Origin of the sequence: Mycobacterium lentiflavum, assembly GCF_022374895.2 — a bacterium.
Classification (GTDB): Bacteria; Actinomycetota; Actinomycetes; order Mycobacteriales; family Mycobacteriaceae; genus Mycobacterium; species Mycobacterium lentiflavum.
Genome location: NZ_CP092423.2, coordinates 5358894 through 5377104, shown reverse-complemented (window position 1 = coordinate 5377104; position 18211 = coordinate 5358894). Strand labels below are relative to the sequence as shown.

At 66.5% G+C, this 18211-nt stretch carries 17 protein-coding genes; 8 read left to right on the top strand and 9 right to left on the bottom strand.

From position 1 onward, the window contains the following. Nucleotides 1-29: 29 nt before the first annotated feature. Genes ipdE2 through fadD3 form a run of 4 tightly spaced genes read right to left on the bottom strand, consistent with a single transcriptional unit; the run spans nucleotide 30 to nucleotide 4609 of the window. A complete protein-coding gene (gene ipdE2 / locus MJO58_RS25100; protein WP_239721336.1) occupies nucleotides 30-989 on the bottom strand; it encodes an acyl-CoA dehydrogenase IpdE2 in 960 nt (319 codons plus the stop codon). After that, on the bottom strand, nucleotides 986-1921 hold the full coding sequence (locus tag MJO58_RS25095) for an acyl-CoA dehydrogenase family protein (protein WP_090607242.1): 936 nt from the start codon (nucleotides 1919-1921) through the stop codon (nucleotides 986-988). The genes ipdE2 and MJO58_RS25095 overlap by 4 nt, the downstream gene beginning before the upstream one ends. Then, complete coding sequence (locus tag MJO58_RS25090) at nucleotides 1918-3063, bottom strand: acyl-CoA dehydrogenase family protein (protein ID WP_239721335.1); 1146 nt, start codon at nucleotides 3061-3063, stop codon at nucleotides 1918-1920. Before MJO58_RS25090 ends, MJO58_RS25095 begins: the two co-directional genes overlap by 4 nt. A 1-nt stretch (nucleotide 3064) precedes the next feature. Next, nucleotides 3065-4609: a 3-((3aS,4S,7aS)-7a-methyl-1,5-dioxo-octahydro-1H-inden-4-yl)propanoate--CoA ligase FadD3 gene (gene fadD3, locus MJO58_RS25085; protein WP_239721334.1), complete on the bottom strand. Its 1545-nt coding sequence runs from the start codon at nucleotides 4607-4609 to the stop codon at nucleotides 3065-3067. A 48-nt stretch (nucleotides 4610-4657) separates the two neighbouring features. On the opposite strand from fadD3, the gene ipdE1 reads away from it, so the two are divergent. The 5 genes from ipdE1 (at nucleotide 4658) to MJO58_RS25060 (ending at nucleotide 9491) form a co-directional block, all read left to right on the top strand. Then, nucleotides 4658-5815: an acyl-CoA dehydrogenase IpdE1 gene (ipdE1, locus tag MJO58_RS25080; RefSeq protein WP_090607233.1), complete on the top strand. Its 1158-nt coding sequence runs from the start codon at nucleotides 4658-4660 to the stop codon at nucleotides 5813-5815. A gap of 28 nt (nucleotides 5816-5843) precedes the next feature. After that, nucleotides 5844-6632 (top strand): (5R,7aS)-5-hydroxy-7a-methyl-1-oxo-2,3,5,6,7,7a-hexahydro-1H-indene-carboxyl-CoA reductase, encoded by a 789-nt coding sequence (gene ipdF, locus MJO58_RS25075; protein WP_090607230.1) that lies wholly within the window; start codon nucleotides 5844-5846, stop codon nucleotides 6630-6632. A 44-nt stretch (nucleotides 6633-6676) separates the two neighbouring features. Further along, nucleotides 6677-7279, top strand: a complete 603-nt coding sequence (kstR2, locus tag MJO58_RS25070; RefSeq protein WP_239721333.1) for a TetR family transcriptional regulator KstR2 — start codon at nucleotides 6677-6679, stop codon at nucleotides 7277-7279. 2 nt (nucleotides 7280-7281) lie between these two features. Beyond that, on the top strand, nucleotides 7282-8442 hold the full coding sequence (gene fadA6 / locus MJO58_RS25065) for a steroid 3-ketoacyl-CoA thiolase FadA6 (protein ID WP_090607225.1): 1161 nt from the start codon (nucleotides 7282-7284) through the stop codon (nucleotides 8440-8442). A 131-nt stretch (nucleotides 8443-8573) separates the two neighbouring features. Continuing rightward, on the top strand, nucleotides 8574-9491 hold the full coding sequence (locus tag MJO58_RS25060) for an endonuclease domain-containing protein (protein WP_239721332.1): 918 nt from the start codon (nucleotides 8574-8576) through the stop codon (nucleotides 9489-9491). Nucleotides 9492-9515: 24 nt separating this feature from the next. Here MJO58_RS25060 and ipdC read toward each other — a convergent pair whose 3' ends face one another. The 4 genes from ipdC to echA20 all read right to left on the bottom strand — a co-directional run bounded on the left by ipdC (nucleotide 9516) and on the right by echA20 (nucleotide 13084). Continuing rightward, nucleotides 9516-10586 (bottom strand): (3aS,4S,5R,7aS)-5-hydroxy-7a-methyl-1-oxo-octahydro-1H-indene-4-carboxyl-CoA dehydrogenase, encoded by a 1071-nt coding sequence (gene ipdC, locus MJO58_RS25055; protein WP_239721331.1) that lies wholly within the window; start codon nucleotides 10584-10586, stop codon nucleotides 9516-9518. A 106-nt stretch (nucleotides 10587-10692) separates the two neighbouring features. Next, the gene (gene ipdB, locus MJO58_RS25050; RefSeq protein ID WP_239721330.1) at nucleotides 10693-11448 is read right to left on the bottom strand and encodes a cholesterol ring-cleaving hydrolase subunit IpdB; all 756 of its coding nucleotides are present in this window, start codon (nucleotides 11446-11448) and stop codon (nucleotides 10693-10695) included. Next, a complete protein-coding gene (gene ipdA, locus MJO58_RS25045; protein ID WP_239721329.1) occupies nucleotides 11445-12329 on the bottom strand; it encodes a cholesterol ring-cleaving hydrolase subunit IpdA in 885 nt (294 codons plus the stop codon). The genes ipdB and ipdA overlap by 4 nt, the downstream gene beginning before the upstream one ends. Beyond that, entirely contained in the window at nucleotides 12326-13084 is a 759-nt protein-coding gene (echA20, locus tag MJO58_RS25040) for a (7aS)-7a-methyl-1,5-dioxo-2,3,5,6,7,7a-hexahydro-1H-indene-carboxyl-CoA hydrolase (protein ID WP_090607213.1), read from the bottom strand. The genes ipdA and echA20 overlap by 4 nt, the downstream gene beginning before the upstream one ends. A 65-nt stretch (nucleotides 13085-13149) precedes the next feature. Between echA20 and MJO58_RS25035 the strand changes: the two genes are divergently transcribed. The 3 genes from MJO58_RS25035 to MJO58_RS25025 all read left to right on the top strand — a co-directional run bounded on the left by MJO58_RS25035 (nucleotide 13150) and on the right by MJO58_RS25025 (nucleotide 16091). Continuing rightward, nucleotides 13150-13932: an SDR family oxidoreductase gene (locus MJO58_RS25035; RefSeq protein WP_239721328.1), complete on the top strand. Its 783-nt coding sequence runs from the start codon at nucleotides 13150-13152 to the stop codon at nucleotides 13930-13932. A 25-nt stretch (nucleotides 13933-13957) separates the two neighbouring features. Continuing rightward, complete coding sequence (locus MJO58_RS25030; RefSeq protein WP_239721327.1) at nucleotides 13958-14863, top strand: SDR family oxidoreductase; 906 nt, start codon at nucleotides 13958-13960, stop codon at nucleotides 14861-14863. 352 nt (nucleotides 14864-15215) lie between these two features. Then, the gene (locus MJO58_RS25025; protein ID WP_239721326.1) at nucleotides 15216-16091 is read left to right on the top strand and encodes a sulfotransferase domain-containing protein; all 876 of its coding nucleotides are present in this window, start codon (nucleotides 15216-15218) and stop codon (nucleotides 16089-16091) included. Here MJO58_RS25025 and MJO58_RS25020 read toward each other — a convergent pair. Beyond that, nucleotides 16081-18162 carry an MDR family MFS transporter gene (locus tag MJO58_RS25020; protein ID WP_239721325.1) on the bottom strand — a complete coding sequence of 694 codons (2082 nt, stop codon included), beginning with the start codon at nucleotides 18160-18162 and terminating at the stop codon, nucleotides 16081-16083. The two genes, MJO58_RS25025 and MJO58_RS25020, sit on opposite strands and share 11 nt — an antisense overlap. Nucleotides 18163-18211: the final 49 nt, after the last annotated feature.

Below are 18211 nucleotides of genomic sequence, written 5' to 3'. Positions count from 1 at the left end.
GATGCCGGCGCGCAGCGCGACGGAGGCGTTCACGACGTTTCGAGCACCTCGGATTCGAGTCGGCGCAGCACCTCTCGCGGCGAGTCGAGCAGCTGCGCGCTGCCGTGTGCGCGTTTGAAATACAAGTGCATGTCGTGCTCCCAGGTGATCGCGATGCCCCCGTGCAGCTGGATGCCCTCGCTCGTCACAGTACACAGCGCCTCGGTGGCGGCCAGCCGCGCCGTTGCGGCGTTGGTGGGCGTGGGGTCGTTGCATGCTTCGTTCACCACGGCCTTGGCCGCGGCGATCGTGACATACAGATCGGCCATCCGATGCTTGAGTGCCTGGAAGCTGCCGATCGGCCTGCCGAATTGCACTCGGCTCTTGGCGTATTCGACGGTCAGTTCCAGGCAGCGTTCGGCGGCCCCGACCTGCTCGGCCGCCAGCAGGATGGCCGCGGTGTCGGCCAGGCCCGGATCAGGGCCCAGCGCGGTGATGTCCGCGGTGTCTTCGGGCCGGACTCGGGCCAGTCGTCGGGTGGGGTCCATCGCGGTCACGGGCTGCACGCTGAACCGGGTCCACCGGCTCAGTTCCCCATCGGCCGCGGCGACCACGACGTCGGCGATGTCGCCGTTGACGACGTAGTCCGCGTCGAACACCAGCGCCCCGATCGAGGTGCCGGCGGCCAGGGCTTCCAGCGTCTGGGCATCCGGCTCGGGTGCGGCCAGCAGTGCGAGCTCCGCCAGCGTGGTGCCCAGCAATGGCGACGGCACCAAGGCGCGGCCGAGCTCCTGCAGAACCGTTGCGGCATCGGCTAATTCACCGCCGGCCCCGCCCAGCTCCTCGGGTATCACCAGCGCTGCGGCACCGACCTGCTCGCACAGCAGCTGCCACAGCGATTCGTCATACCCGCGCTCGGATTCGATCGCGGCTCGCACGGCCGCGGCGTTGGCGTGTTTGGTGACCAGCGCAGCGACGGTCTCGCGCAGCAGTTCCCGTTCTTCACTCACAATGCCTCCAGCACTCGGCGCCGGTGCGCCTCCGGCGTGCCCCAGGCCGACCGCAGCGCCTGCACCCGCAGCAGCCATAGTGACAGGTCGTATTCCTGGGTGAAACCGATCGCGCCGTGCGTCTGCAACGCCGACCGCGCGGCCAGCAGGCCGGCATCGGACGCCGCGGCTTTCGCCGCGCTCACATCACGGGGTTGCAACGACAAGGCGGCGCCGTAGACCAGCGGGCGCGCCAGTTCGATCGCGATATGCACGTCGGCCAGCTTGTGCTTGATCGCCTGGTAGGAGCCGATCACCCGGCCGAACTGCGCGCGCTGCTTGGCGTATGCCACGGTGTCATTCAGCAGGGCCTCAGCAGCCCCGATCAACTGCGCCGCGGTGGCCAGTGCGCCGAACTCATAGGCGCGCTGGATATCTGCCCGCCAGGTCGCACCGGTCGCGGCCACGTCATACAGGCGCCGGCTGGGGTCGACGGACCGGTGGCAGTCACCCGCGTCCGCTTCGCCGACGTTCTCGCCGGTGGCCAGCAGCACCAGACCGGCGGCTTGAGCGTCCACCGCGCGCGGGGTGTGCGGCGGCAGCGCGACCGTGGCGATCAGTTCACCGGAGGATAATTCGGCGCAACGCTGGTCGTCGGCGAGCAAAATGGGTGCCACCGCGATGGATTCGGCGACCGGACCGGGTACACACCAACGGCCGAGGCGTTCGAGCGCGACCACCAGATCCACGGGGTGGGCGTCAAGGCCATCGTATTTCTCCGGCACTATCAGTGCGGTGACGCCGAGGTTGGCCAGCTGCTCCCACACCTTGCGGCCAGGCGCGATGTCGCCGTCGGACCAGGCGCGCAGCACACCGGGCAGGTCCGCCGCACCCAGGGCCGCGTCGATGCTGGCCGCGAAGTCGCGCTGTTGCTCGTCGAGCGCAAATTTCACTTCTTGCCTCCGGACTTTTCGCGCGGCAGGCCCAGCAGCCGCTCGGAGATGATATTGCGCTGAATTTCGTTGGTACCAGCATAGATTGGGCCGCCCAGCGCGAACAGCAAGCCATCGGTCCACGGCCCGGCCAGCTCCCCGTCGGCGCCCCGGATGTCGAGCGCGGTTTGGTGGATCGCCACGTCGAGGTCGGACCAGAACACCTTCGTCACCGAGGACTCGGCACCCAGCTCACCGCCGGCGGCCAGCCGGGTCACCGTGCCGAACGTCTGCAGCCGGTAGGCCTGCGCCTTGATCCAGGCGTCGGCGACCCGGTCGGCGAATTCGGTCGGGGAACCGTTGTCCTTCCACAGCTGCACCAGCCGTTCGGCGGCCGCCAGGAAGCGCGCCGGGCTGCGCAGCGACATGCCGCGCTCGTTGCTCGTCGTGCTCATGGCCGCGCGCCAGCCGTCGTTCGGGGTGCCGATGACATCCTCGTCGGGCACGAAGACGTCGTCGAGGAAGATCTCACCGAATCCGGTGTCCCCGCCCAGCTGGACGATGGGCCGCACGGTCACGCCCTTGGCCTTCAGGTCGAACATGAAGTAGGTCAACCCGTTATGCCGCTGCGCCGAAGGATCGGAGCGGAACAGCCCAAAGCCCATCTCGGCGAACGGGGCCCGCGAGCTCCAAATCTTCTGACCGTTCAGCAGCCAGCCGCCTTCGGTCTTGGTTGCGGTGGACCGCAACGACGCCAGGTCGCTGCCGGATTCGGGCTCCGACCATGCCTGCGCCCAGATCTGTTCGCCGCTAGCCATTTTCGGCAGGATGCGATCCCGCTGCTCTTCGGTGCCATGGGCGAACAACGTCGGTGCCAGCATCGAGATGCCGTTGGCGCTGGCGCGACCCGGTGCTCCGGCGCGGAAGTACTCTTCCTCGAACACCACCCAATGCAACAGTGACGCGTCGCGGCCGCCGTACTTCTTCGGCCAGTTGATCACCGACAGCCCGGCGTCGAACAGCACCTTGTCCCAATGGCGGTGCTGGGCAAAGCCTTCCGCGTTGTCATACGACTGTGTCGGGATCGACTCGGCGTTGGCCGCGAGGAAGTCCCGCACCTCGGCCGCGAAGGCCAGCGTCTCTTCGTCTAGTTCCAGATCCAATTCAGGCCCACTCTCGCAATTGTGATTTGAGCACCTTGCCGCCGGCATTGCGCGGCAATTCGTCGACGAACCGCACCGACCGCGGTGCCTTGAAGTTCGCCAAATGTTCTCGGGTGTAAGCGATTACCGACTGCTCGTCGAGGCTCGCGCCGGGGCGGGTCACCAGGAACGCCCGGCCGACCTCGCCGAGGCGCTCGTCGGGAACCCCGATCACCGCGGCGTCGGCCACCCCATCCATGCGGGCCAGGACCTGTTCGACCTCGGCGGGGTAGACGTTGAATCCACCGCAGATGTACATGTCCTTGAGGCGGTCGGTGATGCGCAGGTTGCCGTTCGTGTCGAGGACGCCGATGTCGCCGGTGTGCAGCCAGCCGTCGGCGTCGACGGCCGCGGCGGTGGCCTCCGGGTCGTCGAGGTAGCCCAGCATGACATTCGGCCCACGCAGCAGCACCTCACCGGATTCGCCGGGAGTTGTTGAATCGATCCGTAATTCGAAGCCGGCGAACGGGCGGCCACAGGTGGTCGCTACCGTCACCGCGTCGTCGTCGGCACGGCAACTGGTGCCCATGCCGTTGGCCTCGGTCAGGCCGTAGGCGGTCAGCACGATGTCGATGTCGAGCTCGGACTGCATGCGCTCCACCAACACAACCGGAACGGTCGCGGCGCCTGTGACAGCGAACCGCAGTGAACTCAGGTCGTAGTCGCCGCGCGCCGGGTGATCGAGCAGCGTTTGGTAAATCGTTGGCGGCCCGGGCAATACGGTGATGCGGTGCTGCTCGATCGCCTGCAGCGCGCGCAGCGGATCGAACGTCAGGTGCGGGATCAGCGTCGCCCCGGTTTGCAGGCACGCCAGGATGCCGGCCTTGTACCCGAAGTTGTGGAAGAACGGGTTGATGCACAGGTAGCGGTCGTCGCTGCTGATCTTGCCGTTGGCGGCCCACGACGCCGACGCCGACAGCGATTGCCGGTGCGCGCACAGCACGCCTTTGCTGCGGCCGGTGGTTCCGGAGGTGAACAGGATGTCGCTGAGGTCGTCGGGCATGACGGCGGCGGCCCGGGCGATCACCGCGTCGGCGTCGGTGCCCTTCTCGATGAATTCGTCCCAGGTTCCGGCCCCCGTCTCCGGGACGTCGATCGGAATCCGCACGATGTGGCGCAACGCGGGCAGCGCGGCGCGGTCCAGGTCGCCAAGCCGATCGTTGCCGAGGAATTGCCCCATGCCGAACAGCACCGGTGCACCGGTGCGCGCCAGGATGTCGCTGGCCTCCGAGGCGGTGTAACGGGTGTTCAACGGCACCATCGCGGCGCCGGCGTGGTGAATCGCCAGACACGCGACCACCCAATGCCAAGTGTTCGGCGACCAGATGGCCACCCGGTCTCCGTGTTCGACGCCGAGCGCGATCAGTGCCGCGGCCGCGCGGTGCACCTCGTCGCGCAGCTCGGTCGCGGTGAAGGACCTGTCCTCGGTGATCAGCGCCGCCTGGTCCGGGAATTGGTCGACGAAACGGTCCAACGCCGCGGGCACAGTGCGCGGATCGCCGGTCATGGGGATACTCCTAACAAAGCAAGTGCTTGGTAGGTTAGCCTACAGGGCATGCAGGACGTCGAGGAGTTCCGGGCAGAGGTCCGCGGTTGGCTCGCCGACAATCTGGTCGGCGAATTCGCAGCGCTCAGGGGACTTGGCGGTCCCGGGCGCGAGCACGAAGCTTTCGAAGAACGCCGGGCATGGAATCAGCATCTCGCCGCCGCGGGATTGACCTGTCTGGGGTGGCCGGAAGAGCACGGCGGCCGGGGGCTCTCGACCGCGCACCGGGTGGCCTTCTACGAGGAGTACGCCAAAGCCAATGCTCCGGACAAGGTCAACCACTTCGGCGAGGAGTTGCTCGGCCCGACGCTGATCGCGTTCGGGACGCCCGAGCAGCAACAGCGTTTCCTGCCGCGAATCCTCGACGTCACCGAGCTGTGGTGTCAGGGGTATTCCGAGCCGGGCGCCGGCAGCGACCTGGCCAACGTGGCAACCACCGCCGAGCTCGACGGCTCAGGAGGTGGGGAGTGGGTGATCAACGGCCAGAAGGTGTGGACGTCGCTGGCGCATTGGGCGCAGTGGTGCTTCGTGGTTGCGCGCACCGAGAAGGGCTCCAAGCGGCATGCCGGGCTGTCGTATCTGCTGGTTCCGTTGGACCAGCCGGGGGTGGTAATCCGCCCGATCATTCAGTTGACCGGTGACTCGGAATTCAACGAGGTTTTCTTCGACGATGCCCGCACCGAGGCTCACCTGGTGGTCGGCGAGCCGGGTGACGGTTGGCGGGTCGCGATGGGAACACTGACCTTCGAGCGCGGGGTCTCGACGCTTGGTCAGCAGATCCGTTACGCCCGTGAGCTTTCCAACCTGGCCGAGGTCGCGCAGCGCAACGGCGCGGCCGACGATCCGTTCATCCGGGAGCGGCTGACCCGGGCCTGGACCGGTCTGCGGGCCATGCGTAGCTACGCGCTGGCGACGATGGACGTCGAGCAACCCGGCCAGGACAATGTGTCGAAGTTGTTGTGGGCCAACTGGCATCGCGATCTGGGCGAGCTGGCGATGGACGTCGTCGGCAAGCCCGGCCTGGCCCTGGCGGACGGCGAGTTCGACGAGTGGCAGCGGCTGTTCCTGTTCAGCCGCGCCGACACCATTTACGGCGGATCCAACGAGATTCAGCGCAACATCATCGCCGAGCGGGTGCTCGGCTTACCCCGGGAGGTCAAGGGATGAGCGCTTGCGCGAAGACACAGGAGGAAGCATGAGTTTGGCCGAAGCGCCGAAAGAGATTGCCGGACACGGACTCTTGACCGGAAAGGTCGTCGTTGTGACGGCGGCCGCGGGCACCGGCATCGGCTCGGCGACTGCCCGCCGGGCGCTGGCCGAGGGCGCCGACGTGGTGATCTCCGACCACCACGAGCGACGGCTGGGCGAGGCCGCCGCGGAGTTGTCGGCGCTGGGCCAGGGTCGGGTCGAGCATGTGGTGTGCGACGTGACGTCGACGGCTCAGATCGACGCGCTGATTGACTCGGCCACCGCGCGGATGGGGCGTATCGACGTGCTGGTCAACAACGCCGGGCTGGGTGGGCAGACGCCGGTGGCCGACATGGCCGACGAGGAGTGGGACCGGGTCCTGGACGTCACGCTGACCTCAGTGTTTCGTGCCACCCGCGCCGCGCTGCGGTACTTCCGCGACGCGCCGCACGGCGGCGTCATCGTCAACAACGCCAGTGTTCTGGGCTGGCGAGCGCAACACTCGCAGTCGCACTATGCGGCAGCCAAAGCGGGCGTGATGGCGCTAACCCGTTGCAGCGCAATCGAAGCCGCCGAGTACGACGTCCGGATCAATGCGGTGTCGCCCAGCATCGCGCGGCACAAGTTCCTGGACAAGACGACCTCCTCCGACCTGCTTGACCGGCTGTCGGCGGGCGAGGCGTTCGGGCGCGCTGCCGAGCCGTGGGAAGTCGCGGCCACCATCGCGTTCTTGGCCAGCGACTACTCGAGCTACCTCACCGGCGAGGTGATCTCGGTTTCCAGCCAACACCCCTGATCGGCCGACTGGCCAAGCAAGCGCTTGGTTGATACTCTGGTCGGGTGGATCGAGTGGCCGGTCAGGCCAACAGCCGGCGAGACGAGCTCCTGGAGCTCGCCGCCACCATGTTCGCCGAGCGGGGTCTGCGGGCCACGACCGTGCGCGATATCGCCGACGGCGCCGGCATCTTATCCGGCAGCCTGTATCACCATTTCTCCTCCAAAGAGGAGATGGTCGACGAGTTGCTGCGCGAATTCCTGGACTGGCTGTTCGCCCGCTACCAAGAGATCGTCGAAAGCGAATCCAATCCGCTGGAGCGGCTCAAAGGCCTGTTCATGGCCTCGTTCGAGGCGATCGAGCATCGGCACGCGCAGGTCGTCATCTACCAGGATGAAGCCCAGCGACTGCTGTCGCAGCCCCGTTTCTCCTACATCGAGGACATGAATCGGCAACAACGCAAGATGTGGGTCGAGTTGCTGAATCAGGGCGTCGACGAGGGCTACTTTCAGCCCGACCTCGACGTCGACCTTGTCTACCGATTTATCCGTGACACCACCTGGGTGTCGGTGCGCTGGTATCAACCCGGCGGACCGCTCACCGCAGCGCAGGTGGGCCAGCAATATCTCGCCATCGTGCTCGGCGGGATCACCAAAGAAGGAGTCTGAACATGGCTGAGGCGTACGTCATCGACGCTGTGCGTACCGCGGTCGGCAAGCGCAATGGCGCACTGGCCGGGATCCATCCCGTCGATCTGGGTGCCCATGCGTGGCGCGGACTGCTCGACCGGGTGGATGTCGACCCCGCCGCCGTCGAGGATGTGATCGCCGGCTGTGTTGACGCCATCGGCGGACAGGCCGGCAACATCGCGCGGCTCTCGTGGCTGGCCGCCGGCTACCCCGAAGAGGTCCCCGGTGTCACGGTGGACCGGCAGTGCGGCTCCAGCCAACAGGCGATTTCCTTTGGCGCACAGGCGATCATGGCGGGTACGGCCGATCTCATCGTGGCCGGCGGTATGCAGAACATGAGCTGGATCCCGATTTCGTCGGCGATGACGGTCGGCGAGCAGTTCGGCTTCACTTCGCCGACCAACGAGTCCAAGCAGTGGCTGCATCGCTACGGCGACCAGGAGATCTCCCAGTTCCGCGGCTCGGAGCTGATCGCGGAGAAGTGGAACATCTCGCGCGAAGAGATGGAGCGCTACGCGCTGACCAGCCATGAGCGCGCCTTCGCGGCGATTCGCGGGGGCCACTTCGACAACGAAATCATCACTGTGGAAACCGAATCCGGCCCGTTCCGGGTCGACGAGGGTCCGCGCGAGTCGACGCTGGAGAAGATGGCCGGCCTCAAGACGCTGGTCGAGGGTGGCCGGTTGACCGCGGCGATGGCCAGCCAGATCTCCGACGGTGCCAGTGCGGTGCTGCTGGCCTCCGAGCAGGCGGTCAAGGACCACAAGCTGACCCCGCGGGCCCGCATTCACCACATCAGCGCGCGCGCCGCCGATCCGGTGTTCATGCTGACCGGGCCCATTCCGGCCACCCGCTACGCGCTGGAAAAGACGGGGCTGTCCATCGGCGACATCGACACGGTCGAGATCAACGAGGCCTTCGCCCCGGTGGTGATGGCGTGGCTCAAGGAAGTCAAGGCCGATCCGGAGAAGGTCAACCCCAACGGCGGCGCGATCGCCCTCGGGCACCCACTGGGCGCCACCGGTGCCAAGCTGTTCACCACCATGCTCAACGAACTCGAACGCATCGGCGGCCGTTACGGTTTGCAGACGATGTGCGAGGGCGGCGGCACCGCCAACGTCACGATCATCGAGCGGCTCTAAGACTCGGCCTACCCCGCCCCCGGCGCCCCTCTTCTTCGCCGAGTGTGAACCACTCGACGCGTTATCGGCGCGTCGTGTCGCAGGATGCACACTCGGTGAAAGGTGTCGGTGGGTGATGCCAGCATTCGGCCATGGAAGAACACCCGTGGCCGTTCCTGGCTTCGGAAGCGTTGGCCGCGAAAGCATTGCCGGAGCGGGCCATGCGGGTGTGGTACGAACCCGTGTACCCCGGGGTCTACGCTCCGGCCGGTATCGAGCTGACGGCGATCCAGCGTGCTACCGCAGCGTGGTTGTGGTCGCGACGTAGCGCGGTCGTCGCGGGGAACTCGGCGGCCGCGTTGCTCGGCACGAAATGGGTGAGTGCGGCGCTCGATGTCGAACTGGTGCATGATAATCGTCGGCCGCCCAGCGGGATTACGGTGCACACCGATGTCTTGCAACCCCACGAAGTGTTCATCGTCGATGGTGTCTCGGTCACTTCGCCGGCGCGGACCGCCTTCGATATCGGGCGACGGACCGCCTCGCGGCTACCCGCTGTTCAACGGCTCGATGCGCTGATGAATGCGACGGGCGTGACACCGACTGACATTGAGGCCGTCATCGCCGGGCACCCGGGCGCGCGCGGTTTGACCCGATTGCGCCGAGTGGTGCCACTGCTTGACGCGGGCGCGGAATCCCCACAGGAGACGCGGACTCGGCTGGCGCTGATCGACGCCGGCTTGCCGAAGCCGCTAACACAGATCCGGGTTTTCGACGAGTTCGGCGACTTCGTTGCCCGCTTAGATATGGGCTACGAGGAGATTCGCGTCGGCATCGAATACGACGGTCCACAGCACTGGACGGACCGCCAACAGCGCGACCGAGACATCGACCGGTACAGCGCATTGCTGGCGCTGGGCTGGACAGTCGTCAGAGCGAGCAGCGATCTACTTCGATACCGCCAGGGCACCTTCGTCGCCCGCGTCGTGGCAGCGATGCAGGCCGCCGGATGGCGCTCCACCGGCCCGAGTGTGAACTGTACGACGCCAAGACGGCGTGTTGCGTCGTGAGATTCACACTCGGCGCTTTGGGAGTTACTCCGCGATCAGCCCGGACGCGGCCTGCAGGTGTTCGATGGCGTCGTGCACGATCGACTCGATCAGCTCGGCGCACGACGGTAGGTCTTCGAGAATGCCGGCGACCTGCCCCGACGCCAGCACGCCGGCCTCGGTGTTGCCCTCAACGAGGCCGGCTTTCAACAGCATTGGAGTGTTGGCCGCCATCACTACCTGCGCCAGAGTCATTTCCTTGCCGTGCCGCATCGCCATGCCGTCCTGGATCATCGACCTCCAGGTCATCCCCGACATGTGCTTGAACTTCCCGGCATTGCGCACCGCAGCGGTCAAACTCCTTATCGGCGTGCCACTTTCCAGCTTCTCGACCAGCCCGGTACGCAGCACTCGGTGCGGCATGCCGTCGACGCGGGTGGTGACCACGGTGCCGTCCAGCGCCGACTCCAGATAGCGGCGCTTGACCGCGTCGGGCACGGTGGAATCCGACGTAAGCAGGAACCGGGTGCCCATCGCCACCCCGGCCGCACCGTAGGACAACGCGGCAGCCAGCCCGCGCCCGTCGAAGAAGCCGCCCGCCGCGATGACCGGGATGCCGGTGCCCTTCACGGCGTCCAGCACCGACGGGAGCAGCAGCGTGGTCGCGACGGGTCCGGTATGCCCGCCGCCCTCGCCGCCCTGCACGATCATCGCGTCGGCACCCCAGCCCGCGACCTTGCGCGCATGCTTGGCCGCGCCGATAGACGGGATCACCACCGCCCCGGCCTCTTTCAGGCGGGCGATCAGTTCCTGCTTGGGCGCCAGCGCGAACGACGCCACCTTCACGCCCTCGCGGATCATCAGCTCAACCCGGTCGCCGGCGTCCGCCGCATCGGCGCGCATGTTCACACCGAACGGCTTGTCGGTGGCGGCCTTGACCTTGCCGATGGCCGTCGCCAACTCGTCCAGGGTCATCGTGGCCGACGCCAGGATGCCGAGCCCGCCGGCATTGGCGGTGGCCGCCACCAGCCGCGCTCCGGCCACCCAGCCCATCCCGGTTTGCACCACCGGGTGCTCGACGCCGACCAGCTCGGTCAGCGGGGTGCGCAGCTTCATAGCCACCGCCGACGATGCAGTGGGGGCAACCCCAGCCGCGAAGCGGCGAGGGGGACGAAGCGATGAGGTGGGGGCACCACCCGCTTGCGGGGGAGAGGCGGAATGATCATGAACGTATCTCGCGGTCGCGCAATGCTTTCGGGTCGATTGTCTCGCGGATCAGGCGCAGTTCCTCGTCGGTGGGCAACCGGGTTTCCTCGGCGCCGTCCAGGCCTTCGATCTCGAACGACGTGTTCTCCCGGACCTCGTCGGCCGAAACACCCGGATGCAGCGACACCGCCCGCATGCTGTGGTCGGGTCCGCCGAAGTCGAACACACCGAGGTTCGATACCACCCGATAGGTGTTGGCGAACCGGAATGCCGGATTGTCGGCGTCCACGTTGTCCCAGCCGACTCCGCAGACGATGTCGACCTTCTCGCAGAACACTCGCTTGGAGTGATTGCCGACCCAGTAACTCGTCGCGTGGTTGATGGAATTGCCGGGCGCGCCGCGGACACCGAACATCTGGCGCTTGGGCTGCTGCAGGGGTCCGAACGCCGAGATGTTCTGATTGCCAAAGCGATCAACCTGATTCGCGCCCATCACCACGTGGCGCCTGCCCCAGGCCAGGGTCTCGAAGACCCGGCCGAACGGCATCCAACCCTCGACGTCGCCAGGTGCGCCCAACGCGGGCGTGTCGGCCAGCAGCTGCGCCTCGCCGTCGGTGAGCAGGATGTCGGGGGAGAACGTCAGCCGGGCCAACCGCGCGCCGACCGAGGCCATGTTCGTCATCGGACTGACCATGATCTCGCCGGCATCCCTGAATAGATCGGCGCAGGCGACCGCACACACTTCGGCACGGGTGCTCGCGGTGCTTGTCACGAAGATGCCTCCTCTGCGAAAGCGCTTACGGCTGATTGATATTCGGCCTCGCCACCGGACAGGTAGGTCGCCACGAACTGCTGCCAGCCCTCTTCGGTCGAGGCGGCCTCGGCATAGTGCCGCTGGAATTTCTCGTCGCGACCGTAATCCGGTGCGGCGGTGGTGAAGTGCGCACCGTTGGATGCTTGGACGACGCCGTCGACCATCATCCGGTTCACCAGCAGCGCCTGCGGCGGCACGGCCTTGATCAGCTCTTGGGTGGATACCACACGCTCCACCGACAGGTAGCGCTTGTCGGCGGCCATCAAGAACAGGTCGTCGAAGTAGGGGTCGATGCCGGTGTAGGCCGCATTGCCGCTGCTGTCACCGAGATTGAGGTGCACGAACGCCGCGTCCAAGTGCAGCGCCGGCATCGCGAGCAGTGTCTCGTGGCCGCCACCCGGTGCGGGATACGGGCTGGTCACCGTCTTTAGCTCGCCCTCCCAGAAGTCGAGCACCGAGCTGCCCAGTCCCGCGCGAATCGGCAGGAACGGCAACCGTTGTGCCGCGGCCTGTAGCCCGCAGCGAAGCATGCCCTCGTCCATCTCCCGGGCCTCGATCTCCCCGGCGCTGCGCGCTTTGGCGAACCACGGGTCGTAGAACGGCGGCGAGTCCAGCGAGACGAATCCGTAGTAGACCCGCTTGACCTTGCCTGCGGCGCAGAGCAATCCAAGGTCGGGTCCGCCGTAGGTGACCACGGTCAGGTCCTTGACGTCGGTGCGCAGCATGGCGCGCACGAACGCCATCGGCTTGCGCCGTGACCCCCAGCCGCCGATGCCGATGGTCATGCCGCTGTGCAGCTCGGCAACGGCTTCGTCGAGCGTGGTTCTCTTGTCGCTCAAGACTTCTCACCCTTCGTCGTACCCGCGAACGCGTCGCGGTGCTCGTCGGATACCCCGGCGAGGTTGAGCTCGAACGTAAAGCCTTGTTCCATCCGGTAGCTCGAGTTGACCCGCTGCACGTCGATCAAGTTCAGCGCCTCCTTGGCGGCGCGGATCACGCGGGTGTCCTTGGCGGCGATGTCGCGGGCGACTCGCAGAGCCGCCTCGTCGAGCTGGTCGCGGGGGACCACCTCGTGTACCGAACCGAAGTGGTGCAGGGTCGCGGCGTCCACGGTGGCGGCGGTAAAGAACAACCGCCGCATCATGTGCTGCGGGACCAGTCGCGACAAGTGGGTGGCCGCACCCAGCGCGCCGCGTTCCACCTCCGGCAACCCGAAGGTGGCGTCGTCGGAGGCCACGATGACGTCGGCATTGCCGACCAGGCCGATGCCGCCCCCGACGCAGAACCCGTTCACCGCCGCGATCACCGGAACGGCGCATTCGTAGACCGCGCGGAAGGCGTGGAAGCAGCCGCGGTTGGCGTCGATCAGCGCGGTGAATCCCTCGGTGCGCTGCATCTCTTTGATGTCGACGCCGGCGTTGAACCCGCGGCCCTCGGCGCGCAGGATCACTGCGTGGGTCTCGGGATTCGCGCCCGCGGCAGTGATCGCGTCGCCGAGTTCGAACCAGCCGCGCGACGGGATGGCGTTGACGGGCGGGTAGTTAACGGTGACCGCGACTATGCCCGGTTCTGTGCTGGTGGATGTAATGGTCAATTGGCACTTCCTCGTGAAATTGAGGCCGACTACCTAAGCAAGCACTTGCTTGGTACGCTAGCACAGTGACTCGCGTCCAAGCATCCGCCATCAATTTGGGATTGGCCGGGCGGGCAGTTCTGGTGACGGGCGGTGTCCGCGGGGTGGGCGCGGGAATCAGTGCGGTATTTGCCGAGCAGGGTGCGACCGTGATCACCTGCGCGCGCCGTGCCGTCGAGGGGCTGCCGTATGAGTTTCACGCCTGCGATATCCGTGACGAGGACCAGGTCGAATCGTTGATCGACACGATTTTCGAGCGGCATGGACGGCTCGACGTCGTCGTCAACAACGCCGGCGGATCGCCGTACGTGCTGACTGCGGAGTCCAGTCCAAAGTTCAACCGCAAGATCATCGAGCTCAATCTCATTGGTGCGCTGCTAGTTTCGCAGTTCGCTAACGAGAAGATGCAGGCCCAGCCCGGCGGGGGGGCGATCGTCAACATCTGCAGCCTCAGCGGCCGGCGGCCATCCCCGGGCACCGGCGCATACGGTGCCGCGAAGGCCGGCCTGGAAAGCCTCACCCAGACGCTGGCGGTGGAATGGGGACCCACGGTCCGGGTGAACGCCTGCGTGGTCGGCATGGTCGAGACCGAACAGGCCGACTTGTTCTACGGCGACGCCGAGTCGATCGCCGCGATCTCCAAGAATGTGCCACTGGGCCGGATGGCCAAGCCCGAGGATGTGGGTTGGGCCGCAGCATTTTTGGCGTCCGACGCGGCGTCCTACATCAGTGGTGCTTCGCTCGAGGTGCACGGGGGCGGCGAGCCGCCGCACTATCTGGCCACCACGAACGCCAGCGCGATCAAATAGCGGATCCGAGGAGAATGGGCAACTCATGGGAATAGTCGACGGCCGTGTCGTCATCGTCACCGGAGCGGGCGGCGGGATCGGTCGCGCGCATGCATTGGCCTTCGCGGCCGAGGGTGCGCGCGTAGTCGTCAACGACATCGGTGTGGGTCTCGACGGATCACCGGCAAGCGGCGGCAGTGCCGCGCAGAGCGTGGTGGACGAGATCATCGCTGCCGGTGGCGAAGCCGTCGCCAACGGATCCAACGTCGCGGACTGGGATCAAGCCGCCGCGCTGGTTCAGACCGCGCTCGACACGTTCGGCGGACTCGACGTCCTGGTGAACAATGCCGGCATTGTGCGCGACCGGATGATGGCCAACACCAGCGAGGAAGAGTTCGACGCCGTCATCGCCGTGCACCTCAAGGGCCACTTCGCCACGATGCGTCACGCCGCGTCGTATTGGCGGGGGTTGTCCAAAGAGGGCAAAACCGTTGACGCACGGATCATTAACACCAGCTCGGGTGCGGGCCTGCAGGGCAGCGTCGGGCAGGGCAACTACAGCGCCGCCAAGGCGGGCATCGCGGCCATGACGCTGGTCGCCGCCGCCGAAATGGGCCGATACGGTGTGACGGTCAACGCGATCGCGCCGTCGGCCCGGACCCGCATGACGGAGACCGTCTTCGCGGAGATGATGGCGACGCAGGACCAGGCTTTCGACGCGATGGCACCGGAAAACGTTTCGCCCATTGTCGTTTGGCTGGGCAGCGTCGAATCACGCGACGTCACCGGGAAGGTCTTCGAGGTCGAGGGAGGCAAGATCCGGGTCGCCGAGGGCTGGGCGCACGGACCTCAGATCGATAAGGGGGACCGCTGGGATCCCGCCGAGCTGGGGCCGGTCGTCACCGACCTGCTGGCCAAGGCCCGCCCGCCGGTCCCGGTGTACGGGGCGTAGCGCGGCCGACGCACCGGGGCCTAGCGCGGCCGACGCACCGGGGCGTAGACGCGCGACGGGGCGTCCCGACGGTAGACATCGAACGGCCTTCGCGGTCCCCTTCGACGAATCGATGCTATTTCTGGCGACCCGAACACCAATGTCGTATTGTCAGTGGGTCCTTGGTCCCTTCGCTTTGATGCTCAGCAACTCCTGAAGTTCGCCGGGACGTCGTCCCTGAGAACGCAATCGTTTAAATACGGCACGTCGGGCGTATCTCGTGCGGCGTGCCCGATCGAAAAGCGGGTCTGTGATGACGCAACCCTTGATCGCCCCAACCCGAGTTGTGCGGGATTATCTACATAATTCCTTGGTGTGGAATGATTTTCTTGCCCAGGGCGGCCTGGTCGACGGCGACGTCGTCATCGTCACTCCGGTCAAGGCGGGTACGACGTGGACCCAGCGGATAATCCAGCAGATATTGCATAACGGGGACGAGACCGACGGCAGTCTGTCGGACACTTCGCCTTGGCTCGAATCCAGCTGGGGTGATCACGACGGGATGCTCGACGTGCTCAAGCGACAGCTGGAGGCGGGCAGTAGGCGAGTCATCAAGTCGCACCTTCCCGCAGATGCCCTGCCGCTTGCCCAGCAGGCCCGGTACGTGTTCGTCGGCAGGAACGGTAAGGACGCCGCGATCAGTTTTCACAACATGATCTATCACTATTCCGAGTCGACAATGGCCAAAATCAACCGGATTTACGCCCAGTGGTCGGATAGTGCGACGCCCCTGGTGATTCCCGAGGACATGCAGGCATTCTTCGATCTGTGGCTCGACACCCGCGGCTACGGCTGTTCAGACCTGTTCGACATCGTGCGGTCATGGTGGCGGCTGCGCGGCGAGCCAAACGTGTTGCACCTGCACTACCGCGAACTCACCGACGACCTAACCGGCCAGATCGCCCGGATCGCCGCGTTCTTGGGCATCGACCCCGCATCGCTGCGCATGGACGTCATTGCCGAGCAGTGCTCGTTTGACTATATGAGCGGCCGGGCGGAAAAGATGGCGCCGTTCAACGGAGCGCACATGTCCAGCGCCAAAGCCTTCTTCCCCAAAGGGCCCAAGCGTGATTTCCGCGACGAGCTCACGGCGGCGCAAGTCGCGCGCTTCGACCAGGTCGCATTGCAGGAGCTGGGCGTGCCGTGCGCCAGCTGGCTGGAAACAGGCGAACTCTCCGTCACCGGCTAACCGGTGCGGTAGCGCTGCCGGACACCACCAGGCCGCCGACGTCGTCATCCCAATCACGTTGCACCAGAACGCCATCGGCGATGCGCCGCAGGGCGGCGTCGAACTCCTCGTCGTCGGGAAGCTCGACGGCGCCGGACGACGCGGCCAGATGCTCGACGAGCCGCCGCCGGACGAGGCCGGCCAGGGAGTCGACGTGCCGCAGTCCGTCCGCGGTCAGGGAGAGCCGGTCCCCCTCGCGTAACGCATAACCGGTCTCGACGAGGCGGTCGAAGAGAGGCTCGAGAACTTGGTGGGGTAGGTGCAGGTGGGTGGCGATGTCGGCGAGCCGGGCCGCATCGAACCATCGCTCGTACTGGTAAATCCGCAACACTGCCCACAGCCCGGCGACGTCGAGCGTACAACCCGGCTGCTCGGCGAGATCGCCCAGTGGTAGCTCAGGCGTCTCGTCCAGCAGGCGTCCGACGGCGATCTCCAAAACGTCCTGGGGCGTTTTGATTCTCGGTACAGCGAAGCCGTCTCCCAGGCAGCTTGGGCTGTCGTGGATCGCGTTCAGGGGAGCCTCGCGCAGAAACAGCGCGAGGACGAATCCCGCCAGCGCGACGAAGGCCGCGCACAGAAATACCTGCCCCAGCGACCCGGCGTACGCCCGCACCACCGCTTCCGCGACGTCCTTGGGGAGTCGATGCAGAGCGGCCGGCGAACGCACGGCCTCGACGGGCACGCCACGGGACGCCAAGGTTGAGCCCACTCGTCGGTTCAGGAAGTTGGCGAACAGCGCACCGAATATCGCCGCGCCGAAAGCTCCGCCGACCAAACGGAAGAACGTCACGCCCGAGGTGGCCAGGCCCAGGTCCTCGAAACGTGAAGTGCTCTGCACGATCAGGATCAGCACCTGCATGGAGAAGCCGATCCCGGCACCCAGGATGATGAGGTAGCAGAACTGCACCAGCCAGGGCGTCGACTCGTCCATCCGCGCCATCAGCAAGAAGCCGACGGCCATCAATGCCGTGCCTGCGAGCGGAAAGATCTTGTACCGGCCGGTCCGGCCGACCAGGGTGCCCGCGGCCAGCGAGGTGGTCAGCAGCCCGACCACCATGGGCAGCGTACGCAGGCCGGAGGTGGTGGGCGAGACACCGCCGACGTAGCGCAGGTACATCGGCACGAAGGTGAGTGCGCCCAACATGGCGAAACCGACCAGCAACGACAGCAGGGAGCACACCGAGAACACCGGGCTGCGAAACAGTCGCGGCGGCAGGATGCCCGCGGGAGCCCGGCTTTCCACCCGGACGAAGACGAGCAGCGCCACCGCGGCACCCGCGAACAGCGCGATGATCGGCGCCGAGCCCCACGGGTAGGTGGTTCCGCCCCAACTCGTTGCCATGATCAAAGCCGTAGTGGCCAGGGCGATCACCACGATGCCGACGTAATCGATGGCCGGTTTGGGACGCCGAGGCAGCGCGGGGATGGTCGCGGCGGCCACCGCGAGAACTGCGATGGAGGTCGGCACGTTGACCCAGAAGGCCCCCCGCCAGTTCAGGTAGTCGGTGAAGAAGCCGCCGAGCAACGGGCCCGCGACGGTGGCTACGCCGAACACCGCCCCCAGGATGCCTTGATAGCTGCCGCGGTCCCGGATCGGGAACACCTCACCGACCAGCGCCGCGGCCGTCACCGACGTCGCCCCCGCGCCGATACCCTGCACCACTCGCGAAAGTGCCAACATGGTCATCGTTTCGGAGGACGCGCACAGTACCGAGCCGAGCAGAAAGACTGCGACGGCACTTTCCAGCACCCGCTTGCGGCCCAACAGGTCACCGAGCTTGCCGGCTGCCGGTACGACGACGATGCCCCCGAGTAGATAGGCGGCGACGACCCACGATTGCTGACCGGAGCCGCCCAGGTCTTCCACGATCGTCGGCAATGCGGGCACCACCATTGCCTGGTCCATCGCCGCGATCAAGACCCCGAGCGAAAGCGCTGCGAAAATGACGCCGCGTCGCGCCGGGCTGATGGTTGGTGAGCAGGGGAATCGGGCGGCGGAGTCGGAGGTCGAGGGTGCGGCCGGTCTCGTCATAACTGCGCTCCCGTCGATGGTGGAGCCCCGCATGGGTCTGCCACGTTCG

Excerpts from the sequence above, each read along its gene's own strand:
- ipdC (WP_239721331.1), bottom strand. The coding sequence starts at position 10,586 with ATGAAGCTGCGCACCCCGCTGACCGAGCTGGTCGGCGTCGAGCACCCG.
- fadA6 (WP_090607225.1), top strand. The coding sequence starts at position 7,282 with ATGGCTGAGGCGTACGTCATCGACGCTGTGCGTACCGCGGTCGGCAAG.
- MJO58_RS25030 (WP_239721327.1), top strand. The coding sequence starts at position 13,958 with ATGGGAATAGTCGACGGCCGTGTCGTCATCGTCACCGGAGCGGGCGGC.
- MJO58_RS25020 (WP_239721325.1), bottom strand. The coding sequence starts at position 18,162 with ATGACGAGACCGGCCGCACCCTCGACCTCCGACTCCGCCGCCCGATTC.
- ipdF (WP_090607230.1), top strand. The coding sequence starts at position 5,844 with ATGAGTTTGGCCGAAGCGCCGAAAGAGATTGCCGGACACGGACTCTTG.
- MJO58_RS25060 (WP_239721332.1), top strand. The coding sequence starts at position 8,574 with ATGGAAGAACACCCGTGGCCGTTCCTGGCTTCGGAAGCGTTGGCCGCG.
- fadD3 (WP_239721334.1), bottom strand. The coding sequence starts at position 4,609 with ATGACCGGCGATCCGCGCACTGTGCCCGCGGCGTTGGACCGTTTCGTC.
- ipdE1 (WP_090607233.1), top strand. The coding sequence starts at position 4,658 with ATGCAGGACGTCGAGGAGTTCCGGGCAGAGGTCCGCGGTTGGCTCGCC.